At 70.4% G+C, this 17171-nt stretch carries 12 protein-coding genes; 6 read left to right on the top strand and 6 right to left on the bottom strand.

What is annotated here, in order from left to right:
• Positions 1–99 precede the first annotated feature (99 nt).
• The 4 genes from HEP85_RS12200 to HEP85_RS12185 form a co-directional block, all read right to left on the bottom strand.
• Entirely contained in the window at positions 100–1131 is a 1032-nt protein-coding gene (locus HEP85_RS12200; protein WP_168527815.1) for a PD40 domain-containing protein, read from the bottom strand.
• On the bottom strand, positions 1128–2468 hold the full coding sequence (locus HEP85_RS12195) for an MFS transporter (RefSeq protein WP_211117931.1): 1341 nt from the start codon (positions 2466–2468) through the stop codon (positions 1128–1130). Before HEP85_RS12195 ends, HEP85_RS12200 begins: the two co-directional genes overlap by 4 nt.
• A gap of 1 nt (position 2469) precedes the next feature.
• Positions 2470–3357, bottom strand: coding sequence for an alkaline phosphatase family protein (locus tag HEP85_RS12190; protein ID WP_168527814.1), 888 nt, complete (start codon positions 3355–3357; stop codon positions 2470–2472).
• 192 nt (positions 3358–3549) lie between these two features.
• Positions 3550–4065, bottom strand: coding sequence for a pyridoxamine 5'-phosphate oxidase family protein (locus HEP85_RS12185; RefSeq protein ID WP_168527813.1), 516 nt, complete (start codon positions 4063–4065; stop codon positions 3550–3552).
• 286 nt (positions 4066–4351) lie between these two features.
• Here HEP85_RS12185 and HEP85_RS12180 point away from each other — a divergent pair, with 286 nt between their 5' ends.
• On the top strand, positions 4352–7348 hold the full coding sequence (locus tag HEP85_RS12180) for a bifunctional [glutamine synthetase] adenylyltransferase/[glutamine synthetase]-adenylyl-L-tyrosine phosphorylase (RefSeq protein WP_329287457.1): 2997 nt from the start codon (positions 4352–4354) through the stop codon (positions 7346–7348).
• 455 nt (positions 7349–7803) lie between these two features.
• Here HEP85_RS12180 and HEP85_RS12175 read toward each other — a convergent pair whose 3' ends face one another.
• Positions 7804–8664, bottom strand: coding sequence for a phosphatase PAP2 family protein (locus tag HEP85_RS12175; protein WP_168527811.1), 861 nt, complete (start codon positions 8662–8664; stop codon positions 7804–7806).
• A gap of 110 nt (positions 8665–8774) precedes the next feature.
• Positions 8775–9809 (bottom strand): LacI family DNA-binding transcriptional regulator, encoded by a 1035-nt coding sequence (locus HEP85_RS12170; RefSeq protein ID WP_168527810.1) that lies wholly within the window; start codon positions 9807–9809, stop codon positions 8775–8777.
• 467 nt (positions 9810–10276) lie between these two features.
• Here HEP85_RS12170 and HEP85_RS12165 point away from each other — a divergent pair, with 467 nt between their 5' ends.
• From HEP85_RS12165 to HEP85_RS12145, 5 genes are all read left to right on the top strand, one after another.
• Positions 10277–11551, top strand: coding sequence for an extracellular solute-binding protein (locus tag HEP85_RS12165; protein ID WP_168527809.1), 1275 nt, complete (start codon positions 10277–10279; stop codon positions 11549–11551).
• Positions 11552–11660: 109 nt separating this feature from the next.
• Positions 11661–12665, top strand: a complete 1005-nt coding sequence (locus HEP85_RS12160; protein ID WP_168527808.1) for a carbohydrate ABC transporter permease — start codon at positions 11661–11663, stop codon at positions 12663–12665.
• Positions 12666–12678: 13 nt separating this feature from the next.
• Positions 12679–13590, top strand: a complete 912-nt coding sequence (locus HEP85_RS12155) for a sugar ABC transporter permease (protein WP_168527807.1) — start codon at positions 12679–12681, stop codon at positions 13588–13590.
• A gap of 228 nt (positions 13591–13818) precedes the next feature.
• Positions 13819–15498, top strand: a complete 1680-nt coding sequence (locus HEP85_RS12150) for a glycoside hydrolase family 13 protein (RefSeq protein ID WP_168527806.1) — start codon at positions 13819–13821, stop codon at positions 15496–15498.
• A 236-nt stretch (positions 15499–15734) separates the two neighbouring features.
• Positions 15735–17117 carry an alpha-amylase family protein gene (locus HEP85_RS12145; protein ID WP_168527805.1) on the top strand — a complete coding sequence of 461 codons (1383 nt, stop codon included), beginning with the start codon at positions 15735–15737 and terminating at the stop codon, positions 17115–17117.
• Positions 17118–17171 lie beyond the last annotated feature (54 nt).

Below are 17171 nucleotides of genomic sequence, written 5' to 3'. Positions count from 1 at the left end.
AGGGCCCCGCGTCGCCTCACTCGGCGGACGGTCCGTCGTCGGTCCGTCGTCGGTTTACGGGCGGCGGGCGGCGGGCGGTGGGCGGTGGTTCCGTGGGGTTCAGCCCGTCGAACGGTTCACGTACGCGGGGGACACCGCCGCGGTGCTGATCCGCCGCGGCTTTCCCGTGCCGTCGGACGGGACGGTGTACAGGTCGGCTCCGTAGTCACCGGGGAGGGCGTAGACGAGGGTGTGGTCGTCGCGCCAGACGGCCTGGTCGTCGACGCTGCGGGGCTCGGCGAGAGGGGTTTCGCGCAGGGTGCGGAGGTTCAGGACGTACAGATGCCAGGGGGCGTCCTTCGGGAGGCCCTTCACCCGCTTCTTGTAGGCGACGCGGGTGCCGTCGGGGGAGAGCGACGGGCACTCGACGTTCGGGTGGACGGTGGTCAGGGTGCGGGCGCGCAGATCGCCCCGGACCAGGTACGTACTGCCGTGGGTGGCGAGCGTCGCGTAGAACGTGCGGTCGTCGGCGGCGAAGGTGACACCCCAGAAGTTGGCGTCCGCCGCGTGGTACGTCCTGCCGTCCTTCACGACGCGGAACGCCTCCAGGGACGGGGTCAGCCGTCCCGTGCGGGTGTCGACGACCGCCGCGCGGGTCGAGAAGTTCGTGCCCGCGTACGAGTCGCCGCCCACGAACGCCGTCCAGGCGGCGTAGCGGCCGCTGGGGGAGACGCGGGCGCGGGACGGGATGCCGGGGACGTCGTAGCGGGCCGTCACCCGGAGGCGGGAGTCGAGGATGACGGCCCGGTAGGTGTCCTGGACCGGGCCGTGCAGCGACTGCAGACAGACCCCCGTGCCCCCGGCCGCGTAGAAGCGCAGGCACTTCACCTTCGAGGCCGTCCGGGGGCCCGACGGGTCCGACGCCGGGACCGACGTCAGTTCGTCGCGGTGCGGGCCCCACGCCATGTTCCGGAAGATCATGCGGCCCCGCGTGCTGAGCGCCACCTGCCCGGCGGCGATCCGCGGGCCACCCGGTACGGCATGGTCGCGGCGGTCGGCGCGGGCCGACGCGTGCAGGACGGACGCCGTGCCGACGCCCGCCAGCACGACGAGGGCCGAGACCAGCACCAGGAGACGGGTACGGAGGGTCATGCGGGGCCTTCCGAAGGAGCGGGACGCAGGGCGAGCGAGACCAGCACCCCGAGCGCGAGCAGTACGGCCGACCCGGTGAGGGCCGTACGGTCGCCCCAGGCCGTCCAGGCGGCGCCGAACCCGAGCGAGCAGACGAAGCGGGCCAGCGCCTGGCCGGTCTGGACGAGGGCCAGCCCGGACGAGCGCAGCTCCTCCGGCACGCTCTCGGAGGCCGCGGCCATCAGCACGCCGTCGGTGGCCGCGTAGAAACCGCCGTGCAGGAGCAGGACCACGTACGGCAGCGCTGTGCCGTGCCAGGCCGAGAGCAGCAGGGCGTACACGAGCAGCAGGGCGCCGTGGCCGGCCAGGAACAGCCGCCGGCTGCCGATCCGGTCGGCGAGGCGGCCCAGCGGGACGGCCAGCAGGAGGAACGCGGCGGCCGTGCCGAGGGGGAGCAGCGCGAACCAGCGGTCCGGTACGCCCAGGCGCCGCTGGAGGAGCAGGAAGACGAAGGCGTCGCTGACCGTCGCGAGCCCCAGCAGGAGGGCGCACAGGGTGATGCGGCGTACGGCCGGAGTGGCCAGCAGGGACAGGGCCGCGCGGAGGGTGGGGGGCGCGGTGGTCTCCGCGGGGTTCTCGCCGGACGACGGCGGCCCGGACTCCGTCGCCTCCCACGTGGACCGCGTGGACCGTGCCCCGGCCTTCGTGCGGGTGTCTCCCGGCACGAACAGCACCAGCACCAGCACTCCCACCACCGCCACGCAGAAGCTCACCGTGAACACCGCGTCGTAGCCGTCCACCGTCGCCCGCAGGATCAGGAAGGCGACCAGCGGGCCCAGCAGCGCGCCCGCCGTGTCCATGGCCCGGTGCACGCCGAAGGCGCGGCCGCGCGTCGCGGGAGTGCTCGACAGGGAGATCAGCGCGTCGCGCGGGGCGGTGCGCAGGCCCTTGCCGGTGCGGTCGGCGGCCAGGACGAGGCCGATCGGGGTCAGCGAGTGCGCCAGCAGGAGCAGGGGTTTGCAGGCCGCCGAGAGCCCGTAGCCGAAGCCCGCCACCCACTTGTGGCGGCCGCCGCCGCGGTCGGCCAGATGGCCCCCGATCAGCCGGACGAGCGCCGAGAAGCCGTTGTAGATGCCGTCCAGCAGGCCGAAGCCCAGCGGGGACAGGCCGAGGCCCGTCACCAGGTACAGCGGGAGCACCGCGGTGACCATCTCGGACGAGACATCGGTGATCAGACTGACCGTGCCGAGCGCCAGCACCGTGGGCGCGACCGCGGCGCGGCGCCGCCCGGCACGGGGCCGGGCGGCGCCTTCCGCGGACGCCGCACGCGCACCGGCGCGGCTGTCCGCCACGTACATCTCAGGACGTCCAGATGCCGGTGATGTCCTTGCCGGAGGCGGCGTTGCCGGCGTGCGGCAGGCCGTGCATGTCCTCCAGGGTGCGCAGCAGGTCGTAGTGGTTGTAGGTGGTGGTGGAGGAGGATCCGGCCGTCACCTGCTGGCCGTAGAGCACCGTGGGGATCTTGTTGCCGCTGAGCCGGTTGTCCTCGTCGAAGGTGACGACGAGCAGGCTGTTGTGGGCCTTGGCCCAGGTGGCGTAGGCGCCCAGGTTGTTCTTGAGCCAGGTGTCCCCGGAGGACACCGAGCAGTCGTGCATGTCGCTGCACAGGTTCGGGACGACGAAGGAGACCTGCGGCAGCGTCGTGTAGTCGGTCGGGAACTGCGTGAAGGTCTTCGCGCTCGACGTCGGCACGTTGCCGAAGCCGAACCACGGGTTGTGCTTCTGCGCGTACTTGCCGCTGCTGCACGTCGTGGAGCCCTGGCTGGGCAGCGTCTCGTTGTAGCTCGCCCAGGTCTTGCCTGCGGCGATCAGCTCGGAGGCGAGGTTCGGCGCGGAGGAGAAGCCGGGCCTGACGCAGCTGTCGTCCGTGACGCCCTGGGTGGACCCGGAGAACAGGGCGTAGTAGTTGGGCTGGCTCGGGTGCGTCTCGGCGTAGGACTGGGAGAGGTTGGCGCCCCCGGTCTTGAGCGAGTTGATGTACGGGGCGCTGGAGGAGCCGATCACCTGGCTGTACGCGTGGTTCTCGAAGACCACGACGACCACGTGGTCCGGGGTCGGGACCCCGGCCGCGGCATGTGCGGTGGTGGATCCGCCGAGCCCGGTCCACAGTCCCACCGCGGCCGCGGTGAAGGCGAGGGCGGACGCCACGATGGCACGGCGGCGGCGGTACACGTTTCTGCCGGACACTTCAGACCTCCGGTGGGGGAGAGGCGACGGTGACGATAACAGTGCGAACAGAGCATGTACACGCCAGCACTCGACGGCCTCACGGCACCCGGCCCGGGGGGTGAAGACCTGGTGAACTGCCCGCTTCGCCGTCCCTTCAGCGGCCCCGTTACGCCGGTCCCGCTGCCCTTCCCCTCCTCCGCCCGCCGTACGTCAGGTGAAACGCCAGCGCGTCTGGCTGAACGGCTCGCCCTTCCCGAAACCGAACGCGGTGCGCGGCGCCACGGCGAAGACGAACGCGGGACCGTACTTGTCCTGGAACGCGCCGTCCTCGCGCACCTCGAAACGCCACGCGGCGCCGTACTTCCCTTCCCACGCCCCGGCGAGTTCCCGCAACCGGGCCACGTCGGTCACCCGTACCGCCTCGCCCTCGACGACGAGATCGCAGCCCTCGGACCAGGTGTTCACCCCGGTGGTGAGGACGACGTACGGGTTCTCCGCCAGGTTCAGGGCCTTGCGCTCGCCCGCCCCCGTGGCGAAGTGCAGCGCCCCGTCCCGCCAGACGCCCAGCAGCGGGGTCACATGGGGGCGGCCGTCCGGCCGCACCGTCGACAGCCAGTACAGCTCGGCCGCGGCCAGCCGCTCCACGGCCTCCGGCCAGGGGGTCGCGACCGCGCCCGGACTGCTGTAGCGGGCGTCGACATCGGTCCTCGGTGATGTGTCCGTCATGGCTCTCCTCCTGCGACGGCCAGGGGCTGTCGCCCTGCGACGACCACGAGCTCCTGTCCTGCGTCGGCCTCGGGCTCTTGTCCTGCGTCGGCCTCGGGCTCTTGTCCTGCGGCGGCCACGAGCTCTCGGCCCGCGACGCCATGGTCCCGCCCGGGAGGAGTCACCGCACGCCCCGGCGCTTCCGCACGCCTCTCCGGTTAGGCTCGGGCTCGTACGACCTTGATCGGACCGGCTGTGCGACGCTGACCGGACCGGTGGTGCGACTTCGATCCGAGGGAGGCCGAGGATGACGGCGCCGGGGCGCAGAAGCAGTACCTTCACACGGCTGCTGCGGCACGGCTTCACCGATCCCTCGGCGGCCGAGCGGCTCCTGGAGAGCGACCAGCTCGCGCCCATACGAGCCGATCCGGTCCTCCTCGAAGCACTCGGGACGACCGCCGACCCGGATCTCGCACTTCTCGGGCTGGTCCGGCTGGTCGAAGCGCAAGGCGGGCACACGGCCGAGCGCGAACTCCTCGACACACTGGTCGCCGCCAAACCACTGCGCGACCGGCTGCTCGGCGTGCTCGGCGCCTCCGCCGCCCTCGCCGACCACCTCGCCCGCCACCCGGGCGACTGGCGGGAGCTCGTCACCTACGAGCCGCAGGACCTGCATCCCGGAGTGGCGGAGTTCGAGCGCGGCCTCGCGGAGGCGGACGACCCCGTCTCGCTGCGCGTCGCCTACCGGCGCTGTCTGCTGTCCATCGCCGCACGCGACGTCTGCGGCACCACCGACCTCGCCCAGACCGCCGCCGAACTCGCCGACCTCGCCACCGCCACCCTGCGCGCCGCGCTCGCCATCGCCCGTGACGCCGCGCCCGGCGACGCCGTGCTGTGCCGGCTCGCCGTCGTCGCGATGGGCAAGTGCGGCGGACACGAGCTCAACTACGTGTCCGACGTCGACGTGATCTTCGTGGGGGAGGCGGCCGACGGGGCCGACGAGGGCAAGGCGATCCAGGCCGCGACCCGGCTCGCCGCCCACATGATGCGGATCTGCTCCGAGACGACCGTCGAGGGCAGCATCTGGCCCGTCGACGCCAACCTGCGGCCGGAGGGGCGCAACGGCCCCCTGGTCCGCACGCTCAGCAGCCATCTCGCCTACTACCAGCGATGGGCCAAGACCTGGGAGTTCCAGGCACTGCTCAAGGCGCGGCCGGTCGCCGGGGACATCGAACTCGGCGCGGAGTACGTGGCCACGCTCGCGCCGCTCGTCTGGCACGCCGCCGAGCGCGAGAACTTCGTCGCCGACGTGCAGAAGATGCGGCGCCGGGTGGTCGAGAACATCCCCGTCGCCGAGGTCGACCGGGAGCTGAAGCTCGGGCCGGGAGGACTGAGAGACGTCGAATTCGCCGTGCAGCTCCTGCAGTTGGTGCACGGCCGGGCCGACTCCTCGCTCCGTAGCGGCACCACGCTCGACGCCTTGAAGGCACTCGCCGCGGGCGGGTACGTGGGGCGTGCCGACGCCGTCCAGCTCGACGACTCCTACCGGTTCCTGAGACTGATGGAACACCGCATACAGCTGTACCGGCTGCGGCGGACCCATCTGGTGCCCGAGGACAGCGCCGATCTGCGGCGCATCGGACGGTCGTTGGGACTGCGCGTCGATCCGGTCGTCGAGCTGAAGCGTGAGTGGAAGCGGCACCGGGCCGTGGTGCGGCGCCTGCACGAGAAGCTCTTCTACCGGCCGCTGCTCGACGCCGTCGCCCAACTCGCCACCGGCGAGGCCCGGCTGAGCGCGGACGCGGCCCGGGAGCGGCTCGTCGCGCTCGGATACGCCGACCCGGCCGCCGCGCTGCGGCACCTGGAGGCGCTGGCCTCCGGCGTCTCGCGCAAGGCGGCCATCCAACGGACCCTGCTGCCCGTGCTGTTGGGATGGTTCGCGGACTCGGCCGAACCCGACGCCGGCCTGCTCAACTTCCGCAAGGTGTCGGACGCGCTGGGCAAGACCCCGTGGTATCTGCGCCTGTTGAGGGACGAAGGCGCGGCGGCCGAGAACCTCGCACGCGTGCTGTCCGCCGGGCGGCTCGCCCCCGACCTGCTGATGCGTGCCCCGGAGGCGGTCGCGCTGCTCGGCGACGGGGACGGCGGCGGGCTGGAGCCGCGCGTCCGGGCGCATCTGGAACAGGAGGTGCTCGCGGCCGTCGGGCGGGCCTCCGGGGGTGAACAGGCGGTCACCGCCGCGCGCGGGGTGCGGCGGCGGGAGCTCTTCCGTACCGCCGCGGCCGACATCGTCGCCTCCTACGGCACCGAGGAGACGCCCGTCGTCGCCGACCAGGGCGCCCTCGTGGACCAGGTCGGCGGAGCGGTCTCCGACCTGACCGCGGCGACGCTCGCGGGGACACTGCGGGCCGTGGTGCGGGACGGATGGGGGGACACCCTGCCCACCCGGTTCGCGGTGATCGCGATGGGACGGTTCGGGGGGCACGAGCTCGGCTACGGGTCCGACGCGGACGTACTGTTCGTGCACGAGCCCCGGGAGGGCGTGGACGAGCACGAGGCGTCCCGGGCCGCCAACGCCGTGGTGTCCGAGATGCGGCGCCTGCTCCAGGTGTCCAGCGCGGATCCGCCGCTGCTGATCGACGCGGATCTGCGGCCCGAGGGGAAGTCCGGGCCGCTCGTACGGTCGCTGAAGTCGTACGAGGCGTACTACCGGCGATGGTCGCTGGTGTGGGAGTCGCAGGCGCTGCTGCGGGCCGAGTTCGTGGCCGGGGACGAGGACCTGGGGCGCCGGTTCATCGAGCTCGTCGATCCGCTGCGGTATCCGGCGGAGGGGCTGGGCGAGGACGCCGTGCGCGAGATACGGCGGCTGAAGGCCCGGATGGAGTCGGAGCGGATGCCTCGCGGGGCGGATCCGACGCTGCACACCAAGCTGGGGCGGGGTGGGCTGTCCGACGTGGAGTGGACGGTGCAGTTGTTCCAGTTGCGGCACGGGTGGGACGAACCGGGGCTGCGGACCACGCGGACGCGGGAGGCGCTGGCGGCCGCGTGTGCGGCGGGGCTGGTGTCGGGGGAGGACGCGGCGATCCTCGACGAGGCGTGGGTGCTGGCCACGCGGGTGCGCAACGCGGTGATGCTGGTGCGGGGGCGGGCCGGGGACACGTTTCCGTCCGATGGGCGGGAGCTGGCTGCCGTGGGGAGGTACTTGGGGTACGGGCCCGGTCATGTGGGCGACATGCTCGACGACTATCGGCGGACCACTCGGCGGGCTCGGGCTGTGGTGGACGAGTTGTTCTACGGAGCGTGAGATTGGCGGGTGCCGGGTGCCGGGGGCGACGGCGCGGGTGCGGGTGCGGGTGGTGGTGGGGCGGGGCCGTGCCGGTACGTCGAGCCCGTCGCCGCTGGATCAGACGTGGGCCGGGCAGGGGAGCCGCTGCTCGATCCGGGCGTAAGCGACGGGCTGCGACGTACCGGCACGGCCCCTCGCGTGCGTCGTCGGGTGCGGGGCCGCGGGGGTTCAGGGGCCGGTCGGCTCGTTTCGGGCGTAAGCGACGGGCTGCGACGTACCGGCACGGCCCCTCGCGTGCGTCGTCGGGTGCGGGGCCGCGGGGGTTCAGGGGCCGGTCGGCTCGTTTCGGGCGTGAGCGGCGGGCTGCGGCGTACCGGCACGGCCCCTCGCGTGCGTCGTCGGGTGCGGGGCCGCGGGGGTTCAGGGCCCGGTCGGCTCGTTTCGGGCGTGAGTGGCGGTCACGGTCGGTGTTGTCAGGCCTTCAGGGGGAGCATCGGGGCGCCGCGCGTCCCGGGGACCCAGCGGGGCAGCTCGTACGGCAGGGCGCCGTACCAGAGGCGCGTCATCGTGAAGCCGAAGGCCAGGCAGAGCAGGCCGCCCACCGCGTCGAGCCAGAAGTGGTTGGCGGTGGAGACGATGACCAGCAGGGTGGCCGCCGGGTAGAGGAGGCCCAGGATGCGGGCCCACGGTGCCGAGGCCAGGGCGAAGATCGTCAGGCCGCACCAGAGCGACCAGCCGATGTGCATCGACGGCATCGCGGCGTACTGGTTCGACATGTGCTTGAGGTCGCCGGAGGCCATCGAGCCCCAGGTGTGGTGGACGACGACCGTGTCCACGAAATGGCCGCCGTTCATCAGGCGGGGCGGGGCGAGCGGGAAGAAGTAATAGCCGACCAGGGCCACCGCCGTCGTGGCGAACAGGGCCAGTCGCGCCGCGGCGTAGCGGCCTGGATGGCTGTGGTAGAGCCAGACCAGGACGGCCAGCGTCACCACGAAGTGCAGCGTCGCGTAGTAGTAGTTCATCCCGATGATCAGCCATGTCGCCGAGTTGACGGCATGGTTGACCGACTGCTCGACCGCGATCCCGAGGTGGTGCTCCATGCGCCAGATCCAGTCCGCGTTTTGCAGCGCCTTGCCCCGCTGTTCCGGCACGGCGTTGCGGATCAGCGAGTACGTCCAGTAACTCGCCGCGATGAGCAGGATCTCGAACCAGAAGCGGGGGCGGCGCGGAGTCCGCAGACGGCGCAGGAAGCCCTTACCCGCACGGTCCTCCGCGACGGGGCGTGGAGCGGCCCGGTCCTGGCCTTCCAGTGTCGTCACGGTCGTCTCACCCATAGGCGCAAAGTCTGCCAGAAAAGCGTTCCGCGACCGATCATCCCTTGGTCGGGTCCTGGCCGCACGTTCTACACCGAACGGACCGCTACGAGTGGCGCGGGGGATCCTCCCTAGGGACGATTCCGGTCCCCAGGGGCCGAAGCGGTCGAACCGCGCACCACCAGTTCCGGCATGAACACGAACTCGCTGTGCGGTGCGGGAGTCCCCCCGATCTCCTCCAGCAGCGTCCGCACCGCCGCCTGCCCCATGGCCGGCACCGGCTTGCGGATCGTCGTCAGGGGCGGGTCGGTGAAGGCGATCAGCGGTGAGTCGTCGAAGCCCACGACGGATATGTCCTTCGGTACGTCCAGACCGCGTCCGCGTGCCGCCCGTATCGCCCCGAGGGCCATCATGTCGCTGGCGCAGACGACCGCCGTACAGTCCCGGTCGATGAGCGCGGCGGCCGCGGCCTGCCCGCCCTCCAGGGTGTACAGCGAGTGCTGGACCAGTCGCTCCTCGACGTCGGCGGGGGCGAGCCCCAGCTGCTCCTGCATCGTGCGCACGAAGCCCTCGATCTTGCGCTGCACGGGCACGAACCGCTTCGGACCCAGGGCGAGCCCGATGTTGGTGTGCCCCAGTGAGACGAGGTGCGTGACCGCCAGATCCATCGCCGCGCGGTCGTCGGGCGAGATGAACGGCGCCTGCACCTTCGACGAGAACCCGTCGACCAGGACGAAGGGGACCCCCTGGGCACGCAGCTGCTCGTAGCGCTGCATGTCCGCCGAGGTGTCCGCGTGCAGCCCGGAGACGAAGATGATGCCGGCGACTCCCCGGTCCACCAGCATCTCCGTCAGCTCGTCCTCGGTCGAGCCGCCCGGCGTCTGGGTCGCGAGGACCGGGGTGTACCCCTGGCGGGTCAGCGCCTGCCCGATGACCTGCGCCAGCGCGGGGAATATCGGGTTCTCCAGCTCGGGGGTGATCAGGCCCACCAGGCCCTCGCTGCGCTGCCGCAGCCGGACAGGGCGCTCGTAGCCCAGCACGTCGAGCGCGGCCAGGACGCACTGGCGGGTGGTCGCGGCGACACCGGGCTTCCCGTTCAGGACGCGGCTGACAGTCGCCTCACTGACCCCCGCCTGGGCTGCGATGTCGGCAAGCCGTGTGGTCACGGGATGGGACTGTACCTGCCGGTTCTCGCCCTGCCCACCAACCAGACGCCGTGTGCGGGCGGTTGATCGGCCCGCTCCGGGCTGCTGCGTCATCGCGCTCCCTCGTGTTCTGGTCGGCTCGGCGTCCCGTGCGTGCGCCGCGGGAAGGGGTGGCTCCTGCAAGGCGCTGACGGGCCGACTATCCCCGTACCGGGCGGGTATGGCAAGAGCTTGCAGAGTCTTGCACAGTGGCCCGGTTCCCTGCTGAGGGGCCTCGGACAAGGGTTTCCGTACCGTCGCCGCCGGGTCACGGGCGGATAACTCTCGGCAGCTCTTGCACTTTTTTGCTGCAAGGTCTTTCGCGCCGCTTTCAACGCTGTTACGTTCACGTCGCCCGGCGGACGCAACGGCGCAGTCGGCAAGTCGGCAAGGGGAGCGGGCGGGACCGCTTCCCCACCCACTCGGGCTTTCACCCTCAAGGAGATCTCATGCGGCGTGGCATAGCGGCCACTGCGCTGGTGGCGTCCCTCGCCCTCGCGGCGACGGCCTGCGGCGGCAGTGACAGCGGCAGCGACAAGTCGGACGGCCCCACCACCATCACCTGGTGGGACACCTCCAACGCCACCAATGAGGCGCCGACGTACAAGGCACTGGCCCAGCAGTTCGAGAAGGCCAACCCGGACATCAAGGTCAAGTACGTCAACGTCCCCTTCGACCAGGCGCAGAACAAGTTCGACACGGCCGCCGGCTCCAAGGGCGCCCCGGACATCCTGCGCTCGGAGGTGGGCTGGACCCCGGCGTTCGCGAAGAAGGGCTTCTTCCTGCCGCTGGACGGCACCGAGGCCCTCGCGGACCAGGCCAAGTTCCAGCCCAGCCTGATCGAGCAGGCCAAGTTCGACGGCAAGACGTACGGTGTCCCGCTGGTGACCGACACCCTCGCGCTCGTCTACAACAAGGCGCTGTACAAGAAGGCCGGCATCACCGAGGCCCCCAAGACCTGGGACGACCTGAAGAAGGCCGCCGCCACGATCAAGCAGAAGACGGGCGTCGACGGCTACTGGGGCTCGACGCAGGCGTACTACGCGCAGTCGTTCCTCTACGGCGAGGGCACCGACACCGTCGACGCCTCCGCCAAGAAGATCACCGTGAACTCGGCCGCCGCGCAGAAGGCGTACGGGACCTGGCAGGGCCTGTTCTCCGGCAAGGGACTGCACAAGGCCGACACCACCGCCGACGCCTACGCCCACATCCAGGACGCGTTCGTCAACGGCAAGGTCGCCTCGATCGTCCAGGGCCCCTGGGAGATCACCAACTTCTACAAGGGCTCGGCCTTCACGGACAAGACCAACCTCGGTATCGCCACCGTCCCGGCCGGCTCCACCGGCAAGGCGGGCGCCCCGACCGGCGGCCACAACCTCTCGGTCTACGCCGGGTCCGACAAGGCCCACCAGACGGCGTCGCTGAAGTTCGTGAAGTTCATGACCTCGGCCGCCTCGCAGGCCACGATCGCGCTCAAGAACTCCACGCTGCCCACCCGTGACGACGCCTACACCAGCGCCGTCAAGGCCGACCCGGGCATCGCCGGCTACCAGACGGTGCTCGCCGCCGCCCAGCCGCGGCCGGCGCTGCCCGAGTACAGCTCGCTGTGGGGCCCGCTCGACACCGAGCTGCCGAAGATCGCGGGTGGCAAGGAGTCCCTGGACAAGGGCCTGAGCAACGCCGAACTGGCGATCGCCAAGCTGGTCCCGGACTTCAGCAAGTGAGTCCGTGTGGCCGTCGGCTCCCCTCCCGGACCCCGGGGGACGGGAGGGGAGCCGACGGCCACCGGCATGCGCACGGCCCCAACCCTGATCTTCCAGAAGGTGTCGAACCATGACAGTCGCCATCGACCGAGCGACCGGAAAGCGTGTCGGTGACCGCGGGTCACGCCCCGGTCCGCTCCAGCGTCTCAAGCGCGCGTACCAGAAGTACTGGTACGCGTACGCGATGATCGCCCCGGTGGTCGTCGTGCTCGGCGGACTGGTGCTGTATCCGCTGGTGCGGGGCCTCTATCTGACGCTCACGGACGCCAACAGCCTCAACTCCGCCCGCACGATCGGCGTCAACCACATCGACGCCACCTACAAGTTCATCGGCCTCGACAACTACAAGGACATCCTGTGGGGCCCGACGTCGTACGACCGCTTCTGGTCGCACTTCATCTGGACCATCGTGTGGACGGCGCTCTGTGTCGCCCTCCACTACTGCGTCGGGCTCGGCCTCGCCCTGCTGCTCAACCAGAAGCTGCGCGGCCGTACGGTCTACCGGTTGATCCTGGTGCTGCCGTGGGCCGTGCCGACCTTCGTCACCGTCTTCGGCTGGCGCTTCATGCTCGCCGACGGCGGCATCATCAACTCCATGCTCCACGCGGTGCACCTGCCGTCGCCGGCGTGGCTGGAGGACACCTTCTGGCAGCGCTTCTCCGCGATCATGGTCAACACCTGGTGCGGTGTGCCGTTCATGATGGTCTCGCTGCTCGGCGGCCTGCAGTCCATCGACGGCACGCTGTACGAGGCCGCCGAGATGGACGGCGCGAACGCCTGGCAGCAGTTCCGCTTCGTGACCCTGCCGGGGCTGCGGTCGGTCAGTTCCACCGTCGTGCTCCTCGGCATCATCTGGACCTTCAACCAGTTCGCCGTGATCTTCATCCTGTTCGGCAACACCGCGCCGGACGCTCAGATCCTCGTCACCTGGGCCTACTACCTCGGCTTCGGACAGCAGCCACGTGACTTCGCGCAGTCGGCCGCCTACGGCATGCTGCTGCTGGCCATCCTCGTCGTCTTCACCTCCTTCTACCGCCGCTGGCTGAACCGCAATGACCAGCAGCTCGCGATCTGAGGCGGGAGTCTCCATGAGTACCACCACCCTTCGGACGTCTGCGGCCGAGCAGGCCACTGGGTACGACGAGTCTCCCCGCCGTCCGGCGCGGGGGCGCGGTGAGCGTGGCTTCGCCGGCAAGCTCGTCTCCCACGGCATCCTGATCGTCGCGAGCCTGGCCGCGCTGTTCCCGATCGCCTGGCTCGTCTTCCTGTCCCTCGGCCCGGACAAGGACGACTATCTGCACCCCGGACGCATCTGGCACACGATGACGTTCAGCAACTACTCCTTCGTGCTCCAGCACACGAACTTCTTCGAGTGGATGAAGAGCTCGCTCATCGTGTCGCTCGGCACCACGGTCATCGGCGTGATGATCGCGGCCACCACCGGCTACGCGGTCTCGCGCATGCGCTTCCCCGGGTACAAGAAGTTCATGTGGGTCCTGCTGGTCACCCAGATGTTCCCGATCGCCGTACTGATCGTGCCGATGTACCAGATCCTCTCGGACCTGCAGCTCATCGACTCCTACCTCGGCCTGATCATCGTCTACTGCTCGACGGCGGTGCCCTACAGCGCCTGGCTGCTCAAGGGCTACTTCGACACCATCCCGTTCGAGATCGACGAGGCCGGACGCGTCGACGGACTGAGCCCCTTCGGCACCTTCTTCCGGCTGATCCTGCCGCTCGCCAAGCCGGGCCTGGCGGTCGCCGCCTTCTACAACTTCATCACCGCGTTCGGTGAGGTCGCGTTCGCCTCGACGTTCATGCTGGACGACTCGAAGTACACCTTCGCCGTCGGACTCCAGACCTTCGTCAGCGAGCACGATGCCCAGCGCAACCTGGCGGCCGCGACGGCCGTCCTGGTCGCGATACCCGTCTCCCTCTTCTTCTACCTGGTGCAGAAGAACCTGGTGACCGGACTCACCGCCGGCGGAACGAAGGGCTGACCCGCCCGGACAGCCCCCAGGCTCCCGCGCGCTCGTCGCGCGCGGGTGGCGGCCGCGGTGCCCATCCGACCCCGCCGGCACCGCGGCCGCCTCGTTCCGCCACCCCGACGACGCACCTCCCTCCCCGAGCCCCGGGCCCCGCCCGGACGGAGGGGAGATCCCACCTCGAACTCTCTCCCACGCTCGGCCTCGACCGAGCGGGGGGACCCCCACCGCATCAAGGACGCCATGAGCCAGCACTCCGCCGACCAGGCCCCGAACTCCGCCCTCGCCACCGTCGCCACCCGTCGCGACTGGTGGCGCGACGCGGTGATCTACCAGGTCTATCCGCGCAGCTTCGCCGACAGCAACGGCGACGGCATGGGCGACCTGGAGGGCGTACGTTCCCGACTGCCCTACCTGCGCGACCTCGGTGTGGACGCCGTGTGGCTCAGCCCCTTCTACGCCTCGCCGCAGGCCGACGCCGGATACGACGTGGCGGACTACCGGGCCGTCGACCCCATGTTCGGCAGTCTCCTGGACGCCGACGCCCTCATCCGTGACGCCCACGACCTCGGCCTGCGGATCATCGTCGACCTCGTTCCCAACCACTCCTCCGACCAGCACGAGTGGTTCAAGCGCGCCCTGCGGGAGGGCCCCGGCTCCGATCTGCGCGACCGCTACCACTTCCGTCCCGGCAAGGGCGCGGACGGCGAACTGCCGCCCAACGACTGGGAGTCCATCTTCGGCGGGCCCGCCTGGACCCGGGTCACCGAGCCGGACGGCACCCCCGGCGAGTGGTACCTGCACCTCTTCGCGCCCGAGCAGCCGGACTTCAACTGGGAACACCCGGCCGTGGGCGACGAGTTCCGCTCGATCCTGCGGTTCTGGCTCGACATGGGCGTCGACGGCTTCCGTATCGACGTCGCGCACGGACTGGTGAAGGCGGAGGGCCTGCCGGACCTCGGCGACCACGACCAGCTGAAGCTGCTGGGCAACGATGTCATGCCGTTCTTCGACCAGGACGGCGTGCACGACGTGTACCGGCAGTGGCGCACGATCCTCGACGAGTACTCGGGCGAGCGCATCTTCGTCGCGGAGGCGTGGACCCCGACGATCGAGCGCACCGCGAACTACGTCCGCCCCGACGAGCTGCACCAGGCCTTCAACTTCCAGTACCTGGGCACCCACTGGGACGCGGCCGAGCTGCGCTCGGTGATCGACCGCACCCTCGACGCGATGCGCCCGGTCGGCGCCCCCTCCACCTGGGTGCTGTCCAACCACGACGTGACCCGGCACGCCACCCGGTTCGCCAACGAGGCCGGCCTCGGCACCCAGATCCGCACCGCGGGCGACCGGGAGCTCGGGCTGCGCCGGGCCCGCGCGGCGACCCTGCTGATGCTGGCGCTGCCCGGCTCCGCCTACCTCTACCAGGGCGAGGAGCTCGGCCTGCCCGACGTCGTCGACCTGCCCGACGAGGTGCGCCAGGACCCCGCCTACTTCCGGGGCGCCGGCCAGGACGGGTTCCGCGACGGCTGCCGGGTGCCGATCCCGTGGACCCGGACGGGTTCCTCGTACGGCTTCGGCAGCGGCGGCAGCTGGCTGCCGCAGCCCGCCGAGTGGGCGGAGCTGAGCATCGAGGCGCAGACCGGCGTGGCCGGCTCCACGCTGGAGCTGTACCGCGACGCGCTCGCCGTGCGGCGCGAGCGGTCCGACCTCGGGGCGGGCGACACCGTCGACTGGCTGGACGCGCCGGACGGTGTGCTCGCCTTCCGCCGGGGCGCGTTCGTCTGCACCGCGAACACCGGGAGCGAGTCCGTGACCGTCCCGGCGTACGGCAGGGTGCTCGTCGCGAGCGGCGAGGTGACCCTGTCCCGGGACGGCGAGGCGAAGCTGCCGGCCGACACGACCGTGTGGTGGGCAGCCTGACCCTCCCGCCACGACGGCTGAGTGGTGCCCCGGTCCTTCTGGACCGGGGCACCACTTTTTTACGCGTTGAAATCTCTTACGACATCTTGCTGAAACTTGGCGGCAAGAGATACGTTCCGGCACACGCCCGACTGATTCACTGGGCAACTTCCTTCCAGGGCCCCCCACTTGTACCCCGGAGCCCCGGTCACCCGCACCCGTACACCCCCACCGCACAACGACGTGCAGGAGATGACATGGCGAAGAGAACTCTTGCCACCGCGCTCGCGCTCGCCGCGGGCATGGCGGCCTCGGTGGTCCTGCCCACCGGCACCGCCCAGGCCTCCCCGCCCGGCACCAAGGACGTCACCGCCGTCCTGTTCGAGTGGAAGTTCGACTCCGTCGCCAAGGAGTGCACCACCACCCTCGGCCCCGCCGGATACGGCTACGTCCAGGTGTCCCCGCCCGCCGAGCACATACAGGGCTCGCAGTGGTGGACCTCCTACCAGCCCGTGAGCTACAAGATCGCCGGGCGGCTCGGTGACGCCACCGCCTTCAGGAACATGGTCAGCACCTGCCACGCGGCCGGTGTGAAGGTCGTCACGGACACGGTGATCAACCACATGTCCGCCGGTTCCGGCACCGGAACCGGCGGGTCCTCGTACACGAAGTACAACTACCCGGGCCTGTACTCCTCGTACGACATGGACGACTGCACCGCCAGCATCAGCGACTACACCAACCGCGCCAACGTCCAGAACTGCGAGCTCGTCGGCCTCGCCGACCTGGACACCGGTGAGGAGTACGTCCGGTCCACCATCGCCGGGTACCTGAACACCCTGCTCGGCTACGGCGTCGACGGCTTCCGCATCGACGCGGCCAAGCACATACCGGCGGCCGACCTCGCCAACATCAAGTCCCGGCTCAGCAATCCGTCCGTGTACTGGAAGCAGGAGGTCATCTACGGCTCCGGCGAGGCGGTCCAGCCCACCGAGTACACGGGCAACGGGGACGTCCAGGAGTTCCGGTACGCGTACGACCTCAAGCGGGTCTTCAACAACGAGAACCTCGCCTATCTGAAGAACTACGGCGAGGGCTGGGGCTATATGAGCAGCTCCGTCGCGGCCGTCTTCGTCGACAACCACGACACCGAGCGCAACGGCTCGACCCTGAACTACAAGGACGGGGCGAACTACACGCTCGCCAACGTCTTCATGCTGGCCTACCCGTACGGCGCCCCGGACATCAACTCCGGCTACGAGTGGTCCGACGCGGACGCGGGACCGCCCAACGGCGGTACCGTCAACGCCTGCTGGCAGGACGGCTGGAAGTGCCAGCACGCCTGGCCCGAGATCAAGTCGATGGTCGCCTTCCGCAACGCCACCCGCGGGCAGGCGCTGAGCAACTGGTGGGACGACGGCAACGACGCCATCGCCTTCGGGCGCGGCAGCAAGGGCTTCGTCGCCATCAACCACGAGACCTCCGCGCTGAGTCGGACGTACACGACGTCCCTCGCGGCCGGCACCTACTGCAACGTGCAGAACAACACGCAGGTCACGGTGAACGGTTCGGGGCAGTTCACGGCAACGCTGGGCGCCAACACGGCACTCGCCCTCTATGCGGGCAAGTCCAACTGCTGAAAAGACTTTCCGCATGTTGCAAGACTCTTGCTGTAAACCTTGCGTGAGCGATAC

The sequence above is a fragment of the Streptomyces sp. RPA4-2 genome (genome assembly GCF_012273515.2).
Classification (GTDB): domain Bacteria; phylum Actinomycetota; class Actinomycetes; order Streptomycetales; family Streptomycetaceae; genus Streptomyces; species Streptomyces kaempferi.
Note: the sequence above shows the minus strand (reverse complement) of the source record. Positions and strands in the feature narration are given on the sequence as shown.

Bases quoted from the DNA above. Each gene is read 5' to 3' on its own strand.
- HEP85_RS12200 (WP_168527815.1), bottom strand. From the start codon at position 1,131: ATGACCCTCCGTACCCGTCTCCTGGTGCTGGTCTCGGCCCTCGTCGTG.
- HEP85_RS12195 (WP_211117931.1), bottom strand. From the start codon at position 2,468: ATGTACGTGGCGGACAGCCGCGCCGGTGCGCGTGCGGCGTCCGCGGAA.
- HEP85_RS12185 (WP_168527813.1), bottom strand. From the start codon at position 4,065: ATGACGGACACATCACCGAGGACCGATGTCGACGCCCGCTACAGCAGT.
- HEP85_RS12180 (WP_329287457.1), top strand. From the start codon at position 4,352: ATGACGGCGCCGGGGCGCAGAAGCAGTACCTTCACACGGCTGCTGCGG.
- HEP85_RS12175 (WP_168527811.1), bottom strand. From the start codon at position 8,664: ATGGGTGAGACGACCGTGACGACACTGGAAGGCCAGGACCGGGCCGCT.
- HEP85_RS12165 (WP_168527809.1), top strand. From the start codon at position 10,277: ATGCGGCGTGGCATAGCGGCCACTGCGCTGGTGGCGTCCCTCGCCCTC.
- HEP85_RS12160 (WP_168527808.1), top strand. From the start codon at position 11,661: ATGACAGTCGCCATCGACCGAGCGACCGGAAAGCGTGTCGGTGACCGC.
- HEP85_RS12155 (WP_168527807.1), top strand. From the start codon at position 12,679: ATGAGTACCACCACCCTTCGGACGTCTGCGGCCGAGCAGGCCACTGGG.
- HEP85_RS12150 (WP_168527806.1), top strand. From the start codon at position 13,819: ATGAGCCAGCACTCCGCCGACCAGGCCCCGAACTCCGCCCTCGCCACC.
- HEP85_RS12145 (WP_168527805.1), top strand. From the start codon at position 15,735: ATGGCGAAGAGAACTCTTGCCACCGCGCTCGCGCTCGCCGCGGGCATG.